Annotated in this window: 19 protein-coding genes; 10 read left to right on the forward strand and 9 right to left on the reverse strand. The window is 71.3% G+C overall.

Annotation, left to right across the window (positions count from 1 at the left end):
- Positions 1–90: 90 nt before the first annotated feature.
- From ACZ7HT_RS30810 to ACZ7HT_RS30820, 3 genes are all read right to left on the reverse strand, one after another.
- The gene (locus tag ACZ7HT_RS30810; RefSeq protein WP_471171856.1) at positions 91–600 is read right to left on the reverse strand and encodes a mycothiol transferase; all 510 of its coding nucleotides are present in this window, start codon (positions 598–600) and stop codon (positions 91–93) included.
- Positions 601–647: 47 nt separating this feature from the next.
- Positions 648–1,046, reverse strand: a complete 399-nt coding sequence (locus tag ACZ7HT_RS30815; RefSeq protein WP_471171857.1) for a DnaJ family domain-containing protein — start codon at positions 1,044–1,046, stop codon at positions 648–650.
- A 180-nt stretch (positions 1,047–1,226) separates the two neighbouring features.
- Complete coding sequence (locus ACZ7HT_RS30820) at positions 1,227–1,430, reverse strand: cold-shock protein (RefSeq protein WP_125658861.1); 204 nt, start codon at positions 1,428–1,430, stop codon at positions 1,227–1,229.
- Between the two features lie 261 nt (positions 1,431–1,691).
- Between ACZ7HT_RS30820 and ACZ7HT_RS30825 the strand changes: the two genes are divergently transcribed.
- The 3 genes from ACZ7HT_RS30825 to ACZ7HT_RS30835 all read left to right on the forward strand — a co-directional run bounded on the left by ACZ7HT_RS30825 (position 1,692) and on the right by ACZ7HT_RS30835 (position 4,660).
- Entirely contained in the window at positions 1,692–2,564 is an 873-nt protein-coding gene (locus ACZ7HT_RS30825; RefSeq protein ID WP_471171860.1) for a menaquinone biosynthetic enzyme MqnA/MqnD family protein, read from the forward strand.
- 289 nt (positions 2,565–2,853) lie between these two features.
- A complete protein-coding gene (gene mqnC / locus ACZ7HT_RS30830) occupies positions 2,854–4,053 on the forward strand; it encodes a cyclic dehypoxanthinyl futalosine synthase (protein ID WP_376588440.1) in 1,200 nt (399 codons plus the stop codon).
- 7 nt (positions 4,054–4,060) lie between these two features.
- Complete coding sequence (locus tag ACZ7HT_RS30835; RefSeq protein WP_471171863.1) at positions 4,061–4,660, forward strand: imidazolonepropionase-like domain-containing protein; 600 nt, start codon at positions 4,061–4,063, stop codon at positions 4,658–4,660.
- Positions 4,661–4,670: 10 nt separating this feature from the next.
- Here ACZ7HT_RS30835 and ACZ7HT_RS30840 read toward each other — a convergent pair whose 3' ends face one another.
- Both ACZ7HT_RS30840 and ACZ7HT_RS30845 read right to left on the reverse strand, forming a co-directional pair.
- Positions 4,671–5,429 (reverse strand): hypothetical protein, encoded by a 759-nt coding sequence (locus tag ACZ7HT_RS30840; protein ID WP_471171864.1) that lies wholly within the window; start codon positions 5,427–5,429, stop codon positions 4,671–4,673.
- Between the two features lie 38 nt (positions 5,430–5,467).
- Positions 5,468–6,010 carry a SigE family RNA polymerase sigma factor gene (locus tag ACZ7HT_RS30845; protein WP_116159455.1) on the reverse strand — a complete coding sequence of 181 codons (543 nt, stop codon included), beginning with the start codon at positions 6,008–6,010 and terminating at the stop codon, positions 5,468–5,470.
- A gap of 135 nt (positions 6,011–6,145) precedes the next feature.
- On the opposite strand from ACZ7HT_RS30845, the gene ACZ7HT_RS30850 reads away from it, so the two are divergent.
- Both ACZ7HT_RS30850 and ACZ7HT_RS30855 read left to right on the forward strand, forming a co-directional pair.
- Entirely contained in the window at positions 6,146–6,838 is a 693-nt protein-coding gene (locus ACZ7HT_RS30850) for a demethylmenaquinone methyltransferase (RefSeq protein ID WP_471171865.1), read from the forward strand.
- 79 nt (positions 6,839–6,917) lie between these two features.
- Entirely contained in the window at positions 6,918–8,204 is a 1,287-nt protein-coding gene (locus ACZ7HT_RS30855) for a geranylgeranyl reductase family protein (RefSeq protein ID WP_471171866.1), read from the forward strand.
- A 15-nt stretch (positions 8,205–8,219) separates the two neighbouring features.
- Here ACZ7HT_RS30855 and ACZ7HT_RS30860 read toward each other — a convergent pair whose 3' ends face one another.
- From ACZ7HT_RS30860 to ACZ7HT_RS30870, 3 genes are all read right to left on the reverse strand, one after another.
- On the reverse strand, positions 8,220–8,660 hold the full coding sequence (locus tag ACZ7HT_RS30860; RefSeq protein WP_471171868.1) for a helix-turn-helix domain-containing protein: 441 nt from the start codon (positions 8,658–8,660) through the stop codon (positions 8,220–8,222).
- 188 nt (positions 8,661–8,848) lie between these two features.
- A complete protein-coding gene (locus ACZ7HT_RS30865) occupies positions 8,849–9,790 on the reverse strand; it encodes a hypothetical protein (RefSeq protein WP_471171869.1) in 942 nt (313 codons plus the stop codon).
- A gap of 154 nt (positions 9,791–9,944) precedes the next feature.
- Positions 9,945–10,361, reverse strand: coding sequence for a hypothetical protein (locus ACZ7HT_RS30870; RefSeq protein WP_471171871.1), 417 nt, complete (start codon positions 10,359–10,361; stop codon positions 9,945–9,947).
- Between the two features lie 297 nt (positions 10,362–10,658).
- Between ACZ7HT_RS30870 and ACZ7HT_RS30875 the strand changes: the two genes are divergently transcribed.
- From ACZ7HT_RS30875 to ACZ7HT_RS30890, 4 genes are all read left to right on the forward strand, one after another.
- Positions 10,659–11,189: a hypothetical protein gene (locus tag ACZ7HT_RS30875; protein ID WP_471171872.1), complete on the forward strand. Its 531-nt coding sequence runs from the start codon at positions 10,659–10,661 to the stop codon at positions 11,187–11,189.
- Complete coding sequence (locus ACZ7HT_RS30880) at positions 11,182–12,714, forward strand: peptidoglycan-binding protein (protein ID WP_471171873.1); 1,533 nt, start codon at positions 11,182–11,184, stop codon at positions 12,712–12,714. The genes ACZ7HT_RS30875 and ACZ7HT_RS30880 overlap by 8 nt, the downstream gene beginning before the upstream one ends.
- Entirely contained in the window at positions 12,711–13,430 is a 720-nt protein-coding gene (locus tag ACZ7HT_RS30885) for an ABC transporter ATP-binding protein (RefSeq protein WP_471171875.1), read from the forward strand. The genes ACZ7HT_RS30880 and ACZ7HT_RS30885 overlap by 4 nt, the downstream gene beginning before the upstream one ends.
- A gap of 131 nt (positions 13,431–13,561) precedes the next feature.
- Positions 13,562–14,776 (forward strand): ABC transporter permease, encoded by a 1,215-nt coding sequence (locus ACZ7HT_RS30890; RefSeq protein WP_471171876.1) that lies wholly within the window; start codon positions 13,562–13,564, stop codon positions 14,774–14,776.
- Between the two features lie 78 nt (positions 14,777–14,854).
- Here ACZ7HT_RS30890 and ACZ7HT_RS30895 read toward each other — a convergent pair whose 3' ends face one another.
- Complete coding sequence (locus tag ACZ7HT_RS30895; RefSeq protein WP_471171877.1) at positions 14,855–15,730, reverse strand: C40 family peptidase; 876 nt, start codon at positions 15,728–15,730, stop codon at positions 14,855–14,857.
- Positions 15,731–16,401: 671 nt separating this feature from the next.
- Between ACZ7HT_RS30895 and ACZ7HT_RS30900 the strand changes: the two genes are divergently transcribed.
- Positions 16,402–16,761, forward strand: coding sequence for an NADH-quinone oxidoreductase subunit A (locus ACZ7HT_RS30900; protein ID WP_019888619.1), 360 nt, complete (start codon positions 16,402–16,404; stop codon positions 16,759–16,761).
- Positions 16,762–16,770: the final 9 nt, after the last annotated feature.

The following is a 16,770-nucleotide window of genomic DNA, read 5'->3' on the forward strand; positions in this document are numbered from 1 at the left end:
CCAGGCCCGACCCTTCAAATGGACCAAGACCGCCGACCAGATCCTCGACCGCATCTGCCGATACTGCGACAGGATCTCCGAACCAGATCACTAGGCCCGCCGCTCCACCATGCCCCGGACGTACGCCGCCTGCCCCGCGTGCTGGAGGTCGTCCGCGATCACCGACACCAGGCGGACGCCGAGGGTGACCGGGGGGTCCCAGCGGGTGTCGACGATCCGGTCCAGGTCGGCGTTCGTGACCGTACGGATCAGTTCCTCCGTACGGGCGTGGACGGCGTCGTGGTAGCCGAGCAGCAGCTCCGCCGGGGCGCGGACCCGGTCCACCTGGGCCCTGGTCATGCCGTAGCCGGTGGCGGCCTTCGGGAACGGCAGGCCGAAGCGGTCCGCCCAGCCGTCCGAGGTCCACAGCTGGTCCGTGTCGAAGGCGTCCGCGAGGTGGTCGTCCTGGACCCGGGTGAGGTGCCAGACGAGCCAGGCGACGGAATTCGCGTCGGGATCGATCCGTACGGCGAGCTCGTCGTCCGTCATTCCCTCCACGGTCTCGTGGACGACCTCACGGATCCGGCCGAACGAGTCGACCAGCAGACCGGCGCTGTTCATGGGGGCTCCTCGGGGTCGGGGACCTTGCGCACTCGGGGGTCGGGGTTCTACGACCGCTCCCGCCGCCACCGCTCGACCGCCGCCTCCACGTCGAAGGGCCTCAGGTCCAGCGGGGGACCGGCCGGCGGGCGGGCGAGCGCCTCGGCGATCCTGGTGTTGATCTCCCCGAGAATGCGGCGGACCTGGCTCTCCGAGACGGCCGTGGTCACCGCCGCCTCCGCGTCCTCGGCCGCCTTGCGCAGGGCGAGGGAGGGCGGCAGCACGGACGCGCCCTCGCGGTGCATCTTTCCCTTGATCCACCACAGCGCGTCGTACGGGGCCGAGTCGTCGGGCAGGGGTTTGCCGAAGCCGGCCAGCTTCCGGAACTCGCCGCGCTCCGCGGCCTCGCGGATCTGTTTGTCGACGAACGACTCGAAGCTGACTCCGGGCGGCTTGCGTTCGGTCATGTGTCCAGACTACGTACCGGCCGCCGTCCCGGCCTGGTCTTCCCGGCTGCCGCGGTCCGGCCCCGGCACCGTGATCCCGACCCGCCGGGAAAAGGGCAGGAGCCCCGCTCGTGCCGTGTGGCACGGAGCGGGGCTCCTTGGGTACTGCTCTAGTCGTGCGCGTTCGCCGACCCGGGCGACTTAGGCCGGGGTGACGTTCTCCGCCTGCGGACCCTTCGGGCCCTGCGTGACGTCGAACTGAACGACCTGGTTCTCCTCGAGCGAGCGGAAGCCGTTCGCGTTGATCGCGGAGTAGTGGACGAAGACATCCGGGCCGCCGCCGTCCTGGGCGATGAAGCCGAAGCCCTTTTCAGCGTTGAACCACTTCACGGTTCCGGTAGCCATGAGCCCTCCTATGGGCCAAAGGGTCGCCCTGCTCCAGAACCTGCAAACAAGTCTGAAAACTACAAAAGCCTGCGGGTCACATGCTCCGCAGGCTCTGTACTGCAAGGGAAACCAAACTGCAACTTGCGTTGAGCGTAGCACGCAGGGTGCTCGGGGCGGTAGAGGGAAAGATCACGTCACCCGCATGTTTGATTCCTCTCCGTGTGCTGACGCGCGTGCCCCGCCGATGCCCACACTGCGAGACGGGTCTAGCCTCGCGATGTGGACAAAGCAACCGACGACCAGCAGCGCAGCCGGCCCCGCGTCGGGCACATCCAGTTCCTGAACTGTCTGCCCCTCTACTGGGGCCTCGCCAGGACCGGGACGCTCCTCGATCTGGAGCTCACCAAGGACACGCCGGAGAAGCTCAGCGAGCGGCTCGTCCGGGGCGATCTCGACATCGGTCCCATCACCCTCGTCGAATACCTCCGCAACGCGGACGACCTGGTCGCGCTCCCCGACATCGCCGTCGGCTGCGACGGGCCCGTCATGTCCTGCGTGATCGTCTCCCAGCGGCCCCTGGCGGAGCTGGACGGCGCGCGCGTGGCCCTCGGCTCCACCTCCCGCACCTCCGTACGCCTCGCCCAGCTCATCCTGGCCGAGCAGTACGGGGTCCGGCCCGACTACTACACGTGCCCGCCGGACCTCGGCCTGATGATGCACGAGGCGGAGGCCGCCGTTCTGATCGGGGACGCGGCGCTGCGGGCGTCCCTGCACGACGCTCCGCGGCTCGGCCTCCAGGTCCACGACCTGGGGCTCATGTGGAAGGAGCGGACGGGTCTGCCGTTCGTCTTCGCCGTGTGGGCGGCGCGCAAGGACTTCCTGGCGCGCGAGCCGGAGACCGTCCACGAGGTCCACCAGGCGTTCCTGGCCTCGCGGGACCTCTCCCTCGAAGAGGTCGCCAAGGTCGCCGAACAGGCCGCCCGCTGGGAGACCTTCGACGCCGAACTCCTGGAGCGGTACTTCCGCACGCTCGACTTCCGTTTCGGCCCCGAGCAGCTCGCGGGCGTACGGGAGTTCGCCCGCCGCACCGGCCCCACGACCGGTTTCCCGGCGGACGTCGCGGTGGAACTCCTGCCGCCCCCGGCGCGATAAGCGGCGCAGCCGCCGGGAATGGTGCGGGAAAGAAATACCGGTGGGCCCGCCCGCGTGCCGGGCGGGCCTTTCCCCGCATCGATCCCCGCACCGACGGGAATGCGCTCGCTCTCGCACCCCCAATTCACCGGATATTCGCCGAACGCCCACGCGGCGCACGCCGGTCTCTCACCCGCGGCACCCTCTCCCGGACGCGGGCGGCGGCCAACCCGTACCCTGCGGAAGCCGCGAGGAGCGCTGGCGTAGGCTGGTTCGGTCTGTCATAACCCCTCCGAAAGGGACGCACCCGGTGACCGAGAAGGCCGAACTCCAGTCTGTTCTCGACCGCGCCGCCGCGGGTGGCCGGATCACCCCCGAGGAGGCGCTCGACCTCTACCGTTCGGCGCCCCTGCACGCGCTGGGCGCCGCCGCCGACGCGGTGCGCCGCCGCCGGTACGCGGGGACCGAGCACATCGCGACGTACATCATCGAGCGCAACATCAACTACACGAACGTCTGTGTGACGGCGTGCAAGTTCTGCGCGTTCTACGCCGCCCCGAAGGACACCAAGAAGGGCTGGACCCGGGACCTCGACGACATCCTGCGCCGCTGCGCGGAGACCGTGGAGCTCGGCGGCACCCAGATCATGTTCCAGGGCGGCCACCACCCGGACTACGGCGTCGAGTACTACGAGAAGCACTTCGCCGCCATCAAGAAGGACTTCCCGCAGCTGGTCATCCACTCCCTCGGCGCCTCCGAGGTCGAGCACATGGCCCGCATCTCCGGCGTCTCCGTCGAGGAGGCGATCACCCGCATCCACGCCGCCGGTCTCGACTCCTTCGCGGGCGCCGGCGCCGAGCTGCTGCCCGAGCGGCCGCGCAAGGCCATCGCCCCGCTCAAGGAGAGCGGCGAGCGCTGGCTGGAGATCATGGAGATCGCCCACAAGCTGGGCGTCGAGTCCACCTCCACCATGCTGATGGGCACCGGCGAGACCAACGCCGAGCGGATCGAGCACCTGCGGATGATCCGTGACGTGCAGGACCGGACGGGCGGCTTCCGGGCCTTCATCCCGTACACGTACCAGCCGGAGAACAACCACCTCAAGGGCCAGACGCAGGCCACGCTCTTCGAGTACCTGCGGATGATCGCGATCGCCCGGCTCTTCCTCGACAACGTCGCCCACATCCAGGGCTCGTGGCTGACCACCGGCAAGGAGGTCGGCCAGCTCTCCCTGCACTACGGCGCCGACGACCTGGGCTCGATCATGCTGGAGGAGAACGTCGTCTCCTCCGCCGGTGCCAGGCACCGCTCCAACCGCCTGGAGATCATCGACCTGATCCGCAAGGCCGGCCGCGTCCCGGCGCAGCGCGCCACGACGTACGAGCACCTCGTCGTCCACGACGACCCGGCGAACGACCCGGTCGACGAGCGCGTCGCCTCCCACATCTCGTCGATCGCGATCGAGGGCGGCACGGCGCACCCCGAGCTGAAGCTCCTCGACGCCAACTGACGCGCCCGTGCTGACCCTGCACGTCGCCGAGGCGACCCCCGAGAGCGCCGTCCTGGTCGACGGCGCCCTCGTCGCCGCCGTCGGCCCGTACGAGGAGCTGGCCGAGCGGCACCAGGACGCCAGGCTGCGCAAGTGGCCCGGCATCCTCACGCCCGGACTCCTCAACCCGTACGCGCCCGAGCTCCTTGAGGAGACGTACCACCCGGACCCCCGGGAGGCCGAGGAGTTCGGCACCGAGCCGATCACGGGGGAGCGGGCGCGGGAGATCTTCCTGGCCGATCCCGCCCGTCGCGGCGCCTCCGCGCGCCGCGGTGTGCAGCGGCTCCTCGCGCACGGCACGGTCGCCGTCGCCGGTGAGCTGCGCGGCCGCGCCGCCGTGGACGCCGTGCGCCGGGCCGGTCTCGCCGTCGGCCGCCGCCCGGAGCGGCTGCCGGGCCCGCCGTCGTTCTCGCCGGTGCCGCTGGTGCTGCTGCCCGGCCTGGTGCCGGGCGGCCCCGCCCGTTTCGCCGTCTTCGACGTCCCCGACCGGGCTTCCCTGGTCCGCCTCGGCGCGTCGACGTGTGTCGCGACGGTCCTGGGCGGCCGACTGGTCCACCGGCGCCGCTAGCGCCGGGGCCTCATCCGCCCTTGACCGGGGTGTCCTTCTTCTGGACCGGGTACGCGTCCGCGTACTTCAGCAGATCGGTGAAGCGGGCGTCGCGGACGACGGTGAGCAGCTGGGCGCCCGTCACGGGTGCCGAGGCGGTGTCCGACGGGTCGACGGAGAGCAGCACATTGCTCCTGCCGTACCGGGTGACGACCGCGGCTCCCTTGGTGTCGGTCCTGTTCACGGCCATGTCGTACACCTGTGCGATGCGGCCCCCGCCGAGATCGGTCTTCTCGCAGGTGATCTTCGGCGGCCGGCTCCGGCACTCCTGGAGGCGCTCGCCCTCCGCGGGCCGGATGGAGAGGGTGACGGGGAAGCTCTTCCCGCCTGCGGTGATCCGGTACGCGGACACCTCGTCCACGACCGGCCTGATGTCCTCGACGGACGCCGGGAGCAGCTCGTCGAGGAGGGCCGAGACCTGCTGCTGGAACTGGGCGCGGCGCGCGCTCTCGGCGTCGGGGAGCTTCTCCGGCGGCTGCTGGCCCGGGGTCGGCTGGACCTGGACGGGCGTGTGGTACGCCGAGGGGAAGGCGGTCGGCGGTGCGGCGGGCATCGCGACGCCGGGGTCGGCACCGGACAGCAGGGAGAGTCCGAGCGCGGCCGCGGTCACCGTGCCGAAGACGCCTCCGGCGACGGTGAGCCGGGCCCGTGCGCGGCGCCTGCGGCCCAGGCGTACGGCGACGGGCGCGAGGTCGGGCAGGGGTGGCAGGTCCTGGGTCGTCCGGTCCATGGCACTCCGGAGCATCGTTTCGTCGTCCACGCGGGGCCTCAGCTTCCGATGGCGTAAGGGTGGAGGTGGGGATCGGCGGTGTAGAGGTGTGCCTCGCCGAGGCGGTCCCGGAGCCGGGCCAGTGAGCGCGAGCACTGGCTTTTGACCGTCGCCTCGCTGCAGCGCATCAGCGAGGCGACGGTCTCCACACTCAGGTCCTCCCAGTAGCGAAGGACGACCATGGCGCGGGCTCTGGGCGGCAGCTCGGCCAGCGCGGCGAGCAGCGTGACCCGGAGGTCGGGCTGCTCGGTGTTCCGCGCGGGGACGAGCCCGCCGGTCCGGGTGAAGGCGAGCAGGTCGCGCAGCCGGCGGCGCCGTTCGGCCAGGAACGTGCGGGTGAGCACGGTCTTGGCGTAGGCGTGCGGATGTTCCGCCGCCCCGGCCCGCCGCCAGTGCTGGAAGAGCTTGGCGAGCGTGGTCTGTGTGAGGTCGCGGGCGGTCTCCGCGTCTCCGCACAGGAGGTACGCGGTGCGGTACAGCCGCGTCTGCGCGGATCGGGCGAACTCCTCGAACCCGACGTCCGAGCCAAGCGGTGACGGCATCTCGCTCCCTTCGTCAGCACTGTCACCCTTCCTTGAGCGCGCCGGGCCGCAAAAGGTTGAAGCCGATTCCTGGAAATTTCCGAGGGTCCGGGGCCGGTCCCCGGCCGCCCGGGGGGTGGCTGCCACAATGGCCTGGTGAGCCGAGCATCCCTGGACAAGCAGCCGCACGAAGTCGCCTCGATGTTCGACGACGTGGCGGCGAACTACGACCTCACCAACGACGTGCTGTCCCTGGGGCAGGACCGGCGCTGGCGCAAGGAGGTCGCGAAGGCGGTCGACGCGCGGCCCGCGCAGAAGATCCTCGACCTGGCCGCCGGGACCGCGACCTCCTCGCAGCCGTTCGTGAAGGCCGGCGCGTACGTCGTCCCGTGCGACTTCTCCCTCGGCATGCTGCGGGTCGGCAAGAAGAACCACCCGTGGATGCCGTTCACGGCGGGCGACGGCACGAAGCTGCCGTTCCGTGACGACGTCTTCGACGCGGTCACCATCTCCTTCGGGCTGCGGAACATCCAGGACACCGAGCAGGCGCTGCGCGAGCTGTACCGGGTGACGAAGCCCGGCGGTCGCGTCGTGATCTGCGAGTTCTCGCACCCCACCTGGGCGCCGTTCCGCACGGTGTACGAGGAGTACCTGATGCGCGCGCTGCCGCCGGTGGCCCGCGCGGTGTCCTCCAACCCCGACGCGTACGTGTACCTCGCCGAGTCCATCCAGTCCTGGCCGGACCAGCCGGCCCTGGCGGGCCTGCTGCAGAAGGCCGGCTGGTCGAAGGTGGCCTACCGGAACCTGTCGGGCGGCATCGTCGCCCTGCACCGCGGCTTCAAGGCCTGACCAACCGCGGCTTCAAGGCGTCATTCCGCCACTCATAGACTTTCCCCGTCCTTCCCTCGACCCCTCCGGGAGATCCGCCGTGACCGAGCAGCCCCTCTCCGAGCACAGCGCTGATGTGATCGTCGTCGGGGCGGGCCCGGCCGGCTCCACCACCGCGTACTACCTGGCCAAGGCCGGACTCGACGTCCTGCTCCTGGAGAAGACCGCGTTCCCGCGCGAGAAGGTCTGCGGCGACGGCCTCACCCCCCGCGCCACCAAGCAGCTCGTCGCCATGGGCATCGACATCTCGGAAGAGGCCGGCTGGCTGCGGAACAAGGGCCTGCGGATCATCGGCGGCGGCGTCCGCCTGGAGCTCGACTGGCCGGAGCTCGCCTCGTACCCGGACTACGGGCTCGTCCGCAAGCGCGACGACTTCGACGAGCAGCTCGCCCGGCAGGCGCAGAAGGCCGGTGCCCGGCTGTACGAGCGCTGCAACGTCGGCGCCCCGGTCATCGACGACCGCACGGGCCGGATCACCGGCGTGCACGCCAAGCTCGGCGAGGAGAAGCGGGAGGTCACCTTCCACGCGCCGCTCGTCGTCGCCGCCGACGGCAACTCCACCCGGCTCTCCCTCGCCATGGGCCTGCACCGGCGCGAGGACCGGCCGATGGGCGTCGCCGTCCGCACGTACTTCACCTCGCCCCGCCACGACGACGACTACCTGGAGTCCTGGCTGGAGCTGTGGGACCGCCGCGGGCCGCAGGACCGGCTCCTGCCCGGCTACGGCTGGATCTTCGGCATGGGCGACGGCACGTCCAACGTCGGCCTCGGCATCCTCAACTCCTCCTCGGCCTTCCGCGAGCTGGACTGGCGCGAGGTCCTCAAGGCCTGGTGCGCCTCGATGCCGGAGGACTGGGGCTACACCCCGGAGAACATGACGACGCCGATCCGCGGCGCCGCCCTCCCGATGGCCTTCAACCGCCAGCCGCACTACACCAAGGGCCTGCTGCTCGTCGGCGACGCCGGCGGCCTGGTCAACCCGTTCAACGGCGAGGGCATCGCGTACGCCATGGAGTCCGGCCAGATCGCGGCCGACGTCATCGTCCAGGCGCACGCGCGCACCACCCCCGCCCAGCGTGAACTGGCCCTGCGGAACTACCCGCAGATCCTCAAGGACACCTACGGCGGGTACTACACGCTGGGCCGCGCCTTCGTGAAGCTCATCGGGAACCCGAAGGTCATGAAGATCGCGACCCAGCGCGGCCTGACCCACCCGCTGCTGATGAAGTTCACCCTCAAGATGCTGGCGAACCTGACGGACCCGACGGGCGGCGACGCCATGGACCGCATCATCAACGGGCTTTCGAAGGTGGCGCCGAAGGCCTGAGCGGCCCGAGTCCCGTCAGGCGCAGCGCTTGACGACGCCGCCGAACGGCCAGGTCATCGAGGGCTGGGGCACGCGGGCGCGCAGCTCCGGGCTCCAGCCGGGCCCGTCGTGGCTCCGGGGGCCGTCGTGGCTTCGGGGCCCGTCGTGGCGACAGAGCCGGCAGGGCGAGACCGTCTCGGCGAGCAGGGCGAGCAGATGGAGCTGGGCGCGCGACAGGCCGCCCAGCTTCTCGCGCATGTTGTGGACGTGGAACTTGACGGTGCGCTCGGTGATGCCGAGGTACTCGGCCAGATCCGTGTTGGACTCCCCGCCGGGCATCGCCCACAGGACCTCGACCTCGCGGTCCGTCAGGGTGTCCAGGTGGCGTAACGCGGTGGTGACCGGGTTGATCCGGGCGGCTCGGTTACCGTCGGCCTCGGTTGGTTCAGGTCGGCAGTACGGGCACTGACGAAGCATGAGTCTCCCCCCAGAGAATGCTTTCGTTGGGCACTGTGCGACGGAACCGACCCATGTGGGTTCCCCGGGAACGGTAACCGGATCGCGTCGAGAAACCATGCCCGCGCGGCCGGATCGGGACGTCCCCGGGACGTCCCGGCGGCCGGAAACCGACCGGACCGCTGGCCTGCGTTCTTCGCCCCCGGGGCTCAGCCGGCCAGGGTGGCCGCCCGCTTCAAACGGTCGTTGAGCTCGGCCTTCGCCTGGTTCAGGGCCTCGGCGTTCTGCTCGATGTTCCGCTTCTGGTAGGCGGTTTCGACGGTGTACCAGATGCCGACGAGGTTGGCCTTTTCCTTACAGGCGACGTCCTGCTTGGCGGCGGCGACGGCCCGGGGGCTCCCGTAGTTGTTCGGGTTGAGGCCCAGGTCGCTCTGCGGGCTGACGGGCTCGTCCGCCTTGTAGCCCTTCTCGGCCATGCAGGCGGACCAGGCCTTCACGGCGGCGATGACCCGGGAGTCCTCGCGGGAGCGGGCGTTGGCGTCCATGCCGAGGTTGGTGACGAACATGCTGTCCTGGGCGCCCTTCTTCGGCGCGTAGACCGTGAGGTAGCCCTCCCGGATGCAGCCGCCGACGGGCACCTTCTGCCCGTTGAGGGCCTTGCCGCTGTCCGTGGCCTTGGACTCCTCCAGGCTCATCGGCTGGGGGCCCTTGAAATCGGGGCCGCTCAGGGCGAGTTTGCCGTTGGCGCCGAGCGTCTGGACGGGCGGCTTGGCCGGCGGACGGGCGCCCTGGTTCGGCGTGTAGCCGTAGCGGGCGGCGATGGTGGCGTCGGTGAGGCCGTAGCGGCGGGAGTCGCCGGACTGGCTGTGCACGGCGGCGGCCACGGGGAGCTCGTAGGTGAAGCCGAACCTCTTCATGCAGTCGCTCGTCACCCGGGCCTGCGCCTGATCCAGCTTGCGGCGCTGGTCGTCGGTGGTCTCGTAGCCGTCCAGGGGGAAGGAGAGGCCCGCCGTCGACAGCATCCGGGGAATCGTGCCGGTCTCCGGTTCCTTCGCGGAGCCCCCGCCACCGCCTCCGGACTCGGAGGAGCAGGCGGTGAGGAGCGCGGCGCTCAGGAGGAGAACGGTCGCGCGGGCGGCGAGTGGACGCATGGGGCTGCTCCTGAGACGTGTGCGTGTCTACCATGGGAGCAGCCGTTGCTCTGCCCGCCTCATTCGGGCGGAGCAACGGCTGCCTCGGTGGTGCGTGTGCCGGGGTCCGGAAGCTACACCGGCGGATCAGCTGGTGGTGCGAAGACCGTCAGGATCAACGGGCCTTGTAGTAGTACGCGGACGAGATCTGGTTCTTGAACGTCGCGCTCGCGTTGCCGACGTAGCCGGGGGGCAGGCTTCCCTCGATGCCGCCGTGGTAGGCGTCGGTGTAGACCCACCACGTCAGGGAGTCGGCGTTGTTGTACGACGCGGTGTTGTCGTTCGCCGACTGGCCGGCACCGGCGCCCGAGCCCGGGAACCAGTCGTCGCTGAAGTCCTCGTCCGTGACGAAGAGGTCGAAGACCGCGCCGCCCTGGTACGAGTTGTAGTACAGGCCGAACTCGCCGCTCTCCAGGTAGCCGTTCTTGCCGGTGGCCGCGGAGGCCGAGCCGGCCGTGGCGAGCGCGCCGGCGCCGAGGGCGGCGAGCGCGACGGCCGTGGCGGCGACGCGACGGAGTGCAGTGCGCTGCATGTCGTTGCCTTTCACGTAGCTGTGGCTGATGGGTTCGCTGTGGCCCGGACTGGGCCGGGGTCCATACGAGCACCGCCAACTCACCGGCGTCCACTGTCCGTTGAGACAGTTACTAGCCGGGTCCGCCCCGGCTATGCTCGTCGTGTCGAGGTGCCCGCCGGGCGCCGGCGACCTACCGCGCAGGGGCCTTGTACGTGGCGGAGCGCAACGCCGCGTCGGCCCCCTCCTGCGCGTTCCCGTGACGCCCCGTAGACGGGGAGATCCCCGTCGGAAGGACCGTTTCTGATGAGACGCCTCATGGCTCTGCCCGTACTCATCCTCGCCCTCGGGCTCGGGGGGTGCTCGAGTGACGGGGACGGCGCGACCCGGTCGGAACCGAGCACCGGATCCTCGTCCGCCCCCGCCGCCCCCTCGTCCGCCGCCCCCACCGCCGGAGCCTCGCAGGGCGTCGCCGACTGGGCCTCCTACTACGACTGCCTCGGAGCCCAGGGGCTCAAGCTCCAGGACACCGGGGGCGGGCAGAAGCGCGTCGACAAGGACGCCAACAAGCCGGCCGCGATCGTCGCGGCGGAGAAGGCCTGCGTCGCGAAGCTGCCCGCGAGGGGCCAGGTCGACCCGGCCCGCCTGGAGGCGGCCAGGAAGCTCTCCGCCTGCGTGCGCAAGGAAGGCGTCGCCGACTACCCGGACCCCGACCCGGCGACCGGCGAGGTGGCGCTCACCGGGGCGCTTGCCGAGCGGATGAAGGGCGACCCCAAGGTGATCGAGGCGATGAAGGCCTGCGGCCCCAAGGGCACGGGCGGAGACGGCGGGACGGTCGTCGGTGGCTGACGACACCCCGGCAGGCGCGACCCCGGCCGGCGCCGAGCCGCCGGCCGGGGTCGCGGACGCCTCCAGGACCCCCGGCGGCGACGCCGGGGGCGCCCGGATGAACCGGCGCCGGTTCTGGGTCGCCGCCCTCGTCGCGGGGGCGGTGGCCCTGACCGGCGCCGGCGTGGCGGCCACCGCCTTCATCAGGTCGCCCGCGCAGGTCGCGGCCGACGCCGAGCCGCCCCCGCAGGACGTGCTGATCGCCCGGGTCGAGAACCGGGTCCTCGCGGAGACGGTCGTCCTGCGCGGCACCGTCGCCGCCGGCCAGAGCATCCAGGTCGCACCCGTCTCGGCGGGCGGCGGGGGCGGCGCCGCCCCCGTGATCACCAAGGTGTCCGTGAAGAGCGGGGACGCGGTGCGCTCGGGGAAGGTGCTCCTGGAGATATCCGGCCGGCCCGTCTTCGTGCTGCGCGGCAGCCTGCCCGTCTACCGGGACCTCAAGCCCGGCGCCACCGGCGACGACGTGAAGCAGCTCCAGGACGCGCTCGACGCCCTCGGCCACGGCCGCGGCGGGGACGAGCGGGGCACCTTCGGGCCGGGCACGAAGAACGCGGTCGAGGAGTTCTACTCCTCCATCGGCTACGACCCGAAGCCCGCCGTCGACGACGACGGCGCGGCCGTGGACGGCGCAAGGACCGCCGTCACCGGTGCCGAGCGGGCCCTCGTGGACGCCCGCGACGCGCTCGCGGCCAACACGGACGACAAGCAGAGGAAGACGCTGAAGAAGGCGCGCGACCGGGCCGCCGAGGACCTGGACACCGCGCGCGAGGCGCTCGCGAAGGCGCGGGCGGCGGCCGGCCCGATGGTCCCGGCGGCCGAGGTCGTGTTCGTACGGGCCTTCCCCGCCCGGGTCGCCACCGTCACGGCCCGGCCGGGGGCGCAGGTCTCCGGCACCGCGCTGACCCTCTCCTCCGGCAGGCTGATGGCCCAGGGCTATCTCCAGGAGCACCAGAAGGGGCTGATCCGCGCCGGGCAGAAGGTACGGATCCTCGACGAGGGGACGGGCAAGGAGACGGCCGGCAAGGTGGTCTCGGTCGCCGACACCCCGTCGCAGCAGCAGGACCAGCAGTCCGGTACGCAGGGCTCCGGCTCCGGCGGGAACGGCGCCAACGGCGGGGGAGGGGGAGGCGACGGCGCGCAGGGCAACGGCGCCGTGGGCTACCTCGTCACCGTCGACCCGGCCCGCGACCTGCCGTCCGGCCTCGCCGGGCAGGAGGTCCGCCTCACCATCGAGGCCGCCTCCACCGACGGCAAGGCCCTGGTCGTCCCGGTCACCGCCGTCTCCGCGGGCGCCGACGGCAAGACGGTCGTCACCACCGTCGACGGCACGGGCCGGCAGGAGCGGATCGAGGTACGGACCGGCACGACCGGCGACGGCTTCGTGGAGGTCGTCCCGCTCACCCGTGGCGCCCTCAAGCAGGGCGACGAGGTGGTCACCGGGGTGAACCCGGGCGCGGCGTCGGGGAACCCCAAGGGGTCGCCATGAGCGGCAGCAGCGGGGTGGGTGGTCAGGACGTCCCCGTCATCGAGTTCCGCGGGGTGAGCCTGACCTACCCGGGCCCGCCGCCCGTCGCGGCCCTGCGGCCCTGTGGACTCACCGTCCACCGCGGCGAGTTCATCACGGTCGTCGGCCCCTCCGGCTCGGGCAAGTCGACCTTCCTGAACGTCGCGGGACTCCTCGACGCGCCCACCGGGGGCACGTACCTCCTGGACGGCATCGACACGGCGGCGCTGCGCGACGGGGAACGGACGGCCCTGCGCGGGCGGCGGATCGGCTTCGTCTTCCAGTCCTTCCACCTCCTGCCGCACCGCAGCGCCACGGAGAACGTGACGCTCTCGATGGTGTACTCGGCGGTGCCCCGCGCCGAGCGCCGCGCCCGTGCCCGTACCGCCCTCGAACGGGTGGGGCTCGGCCACCGGGCCGACGCGCTGCCGGGCCGGCTGTCCGGCGGCGAACGCCAGCGGGTGGCCATCGCCCGGGCCCTGGCCGGCCGCCCGTCGCTGCTGCTGTGCGACGAACCGACCGGCAACCTCGACTCGGACAACGCCGGGTCCGTCCTCGACCTCCTGGGCGAACTGCACGCGTCCGGGATGACGATCGTCGTGATCACCCATGACGCGGAGGTGGCGGAGCGCGGGCAGCGCACGGTGACGATCCGCGACGGGGTGCTGAGCGAGCGGGCGAGGGAGGGGCGAGCGTGAAGCGATCCCCGAAGGGCTCCCCGGAGCCCTCCCCGGAGCCCTCCCCGGAGCCCGCTGCGGAGCCCTCTCCGGAGCGATTCCCGGAGCCCTCTCCGGAGCGATTCCCGAGGCGATTCCCGAAGCGGCGCCGGGTGGTCGAGCCCTCCCGGCTCGCCGCCCGTGACGTCCTCGCGGAGGCCGTCGCCGGAATGCTCCAGCGGCCGGGGCGCTCGGTCCTCACCGCGCTCGGGACCGTCCTCGGCGTCGGCACGTTCGTGGCGATCCTCGGGCTCACCGCGACGACCTCCTCGCAGATCGACTCGCGGTTCAACATCCTCACGGCCACCGAGGTGACCGTCGAGGACGTCGCCCGCGACCGGAACGAGTTCGCCGACCCCGCGTTCCCGCCCGACGCTGACGCCCGGATCGAACGGCTCGGCGGCGTCGAGGACGCGGGCGTCTACTGGACCGTCCGCCTGGCGCCCGGCACCGCCGTCCGCTCCGCGCCGGTCGGCGACGCCACGGGCAGCGAGCGGATCGACGTCGTCGCGGCGTCCCCCGGTGCGCTGCGGGCGGCGGTGCCGACGCTCACCCAGGGCCGCCTGTACGACGAGTTCGCGTCGAGGTCCGCCCAGCCGGTCGCGGTGCTCAGCAAGTCCGTGGCGGACCGGCTCGGCATCACGACCCTGGAGACGAGCCCCGCGGTGTTCATCGGGGACGAGCCGTTCACGGTCGCCGGGATCATCGACGACGTGCAGCGCAGGGCCGACGTCCTGATGTCGGTCACCGTGCCCCGGACGACCGCCGAGAAGCTGTGGGGGCCGCCGCAGCAGGGCGAGGCGAAGATGCTGATCACGACCGCGACGGGCGCGGCAGCCCAGATCGCGCGGGAGGCGCCGGTCGCGCTGCGCCCTGACCATCCGGAGTATCTGAAGGCCGTCCCGCCGCCGGATCCCAGGAGCCTGCGCGCGGGCGTGACGAACGACCTCGACCAGCTGTTCCTGCTCCTCGCGGCGGTCTCGCTGGTGATCGGCGCGGTCGGGATCGCCAACACGACGCTCGTGGCGGTGCTCGAACGGACCGGCGAGATCGGCCTGAGACGCGCGCTCGGCGCCCGGGGCCGCCACATCACCGTCCAGTTCCTCACGGAATCGGGCGCTTTGGGCACGGTGGGCGGGCTCGTCGGCACGGCCCTGGGGGTGTCCACGGTGATCGCGGTGGCGCTCGTACGGGACTGGACGCCGGTGATGCACACCGGAACGGTCGTCGCGGCCCCGGCCGTCGGCCTGGTCACGGGTGTCGTCGCCGGTCTCTACCCGGCCTGGCGGGCCTCGCGGATCGAGCCGGCGGAGGCGCTGCGCCGCTGAGCCTCCGGTACTGATCCGGTACGCCGAAGGGCCGTCGCTCCCCCGAGGAGTGACGGCCCTTCGGCACGAGCAGGACGATCAGAGGATGCGGACGGCGCCCGAGGGGGTGTCCCAGTCCATGGTGTGCTCGACCACGCCGGAGGACGGGTTCTGCGCGCCGACGTACTTGCCGCCGCCGACGTAGATGGCGACGTGGTACGAGCCGCTGCGGCTGCCCCAGTACAGGATGTCGCCCGGCTGCAGGTCGCTCAGGGAGACGGAGGTGCCCATGCTCGACTGCTCGTACGAGATGCGGGGCAGGTCGATGCCGGCCGCGCGGTAGGCGGCCTGGACGAGGCCGGAGCAGTCCCAGGAGTTGGGTCCGGTGCCGCCCATGACGTACGCGTCGCCGATCTGGGCGCGGGCGAAGGCCACGATCGCGGCGGCGGAGCCGGAGGGGGCCTGCGTCTGGCTGCCGCTGTCGGAGGCGGTGGAGCCGCCGTTGGACGAGGAGCCGCCGTCGTTCGAGGAGCTCGTGGAGGTGAGCTGGGTGCGGGCGCTGTCGCGGGAGGCGCGCGCCGCGGCCTCCTGGCGCTCCTTCTCGGCCTTGAGGCGGGCCTCTTCGGCCTTCTCGGCCGCGGCCTTGCGGTCGGCCTCGGCCTTGGCCGTCTTGGCCTCCTTGGCGGCCTTCTGCAGGGCCGCGTCCTCCTGGGTCTGGAGGTTCTGGTCGAGGGCCTCCTGCTGGGAGGCCTCGGCGGAGGCGGCGACGGCGCTGGCGAGGCCGGCGGCGGCGTCGAGGGAGCCCAGGGTGGGCATTTCGATGGTCTCGGTCACCGGCTCGGCATTCGCCGGCCCGGCAGCACCGGCCACCGCGATGGTGCCGAGGACGCCACCGGCAACTCCGGCGCGGAGCGCCATCTTCGAGGCGCTGCGGCGGGGCTTCCGGTGGCTGGGTATGTGAGCGGTGTGGGACATGGGAACAACCGCTATCAGGGCTTCACGGTTCCCTTCAAGAAACGTGGGTTGCGCCACAGTTAGGTTTGGAGGCGCCGAATCCGCTTCGCTGGCGCCCTTATTGACGCCGTAACGGGCAAATCGGTCATGGCGCATCCGGCCCTTGATCACGGGTTTTCAAGGAAACGCCCGAATTACCCGACGCTTACCACCTCTTGACGCCGATGGCCAAGCCCTCTTCTTTACGGGGCTGTTGTGACGTGACGCAGATCACGTTATCGGCCCGTGACCATTCGTGAATCGGTGCACACGTCCACTTCCGTACGCCGGACCCCCCGACCGGGCGATGGCCGGTTCCTTTATCACCCTGACGCGCCCTGTGCCAATTTGCCTGCACAGGCCAACACTTGATAGTGCGGCACCCCCTCCGAGCAGCGACTTCCGGTACGGATGTCACATCTGGTGATCACCTGGGCGCTTCCTGCAACAAGATCACCGCTCATCCGACTTCATGATCCTTCGTCAGGTGGTGGAGATCACAAACTCCGCTCTGTACCCCGTGTCGCAGATCACAGAGGGGCGGGCATAAGATGCGGGGCAGCCGGGCTTGTGAACTGCCTCACATGGGGGCGATCTTTCACGGTCCGGCGGTGCGGTCCAACGGTCAAGGACGACTGGAAGGAGCGAGGAGCGTGAATGCGTACGCGCCCGTCCTCGTGCTCGGTGCCCTGGGTGCGGGGTTTGCGATCTTCTCCGTGGTCATGGCCACGCTTATCGGGCCAAAGCGGTACAACAGGGCAAAGCTTGAGGCGTACGAGTGCGGCATCGAACCGACGCCCACTCCCGCCGGGGGCGGCCGCTTCCCGATCAAGTACTACCTGACGGCGATGCTCTTCATCGTCTTCGACATCGAGATCGTCTTCCTCTACCCCTGGGCCGTCACCTTCGACGCCCTGGGGCTTTTCGGGCTCGTGGAGATGCTGCTCTTCGTGCTCACCGTCTTCGTCGCCTACGCGTACGTGTGGCGGCGCGGCGGCCTGGAATGGGACTGAGGGGCTGAG

This window comes from Streptomyces sp. NPDC037410, from assembly GCF_055602235.1.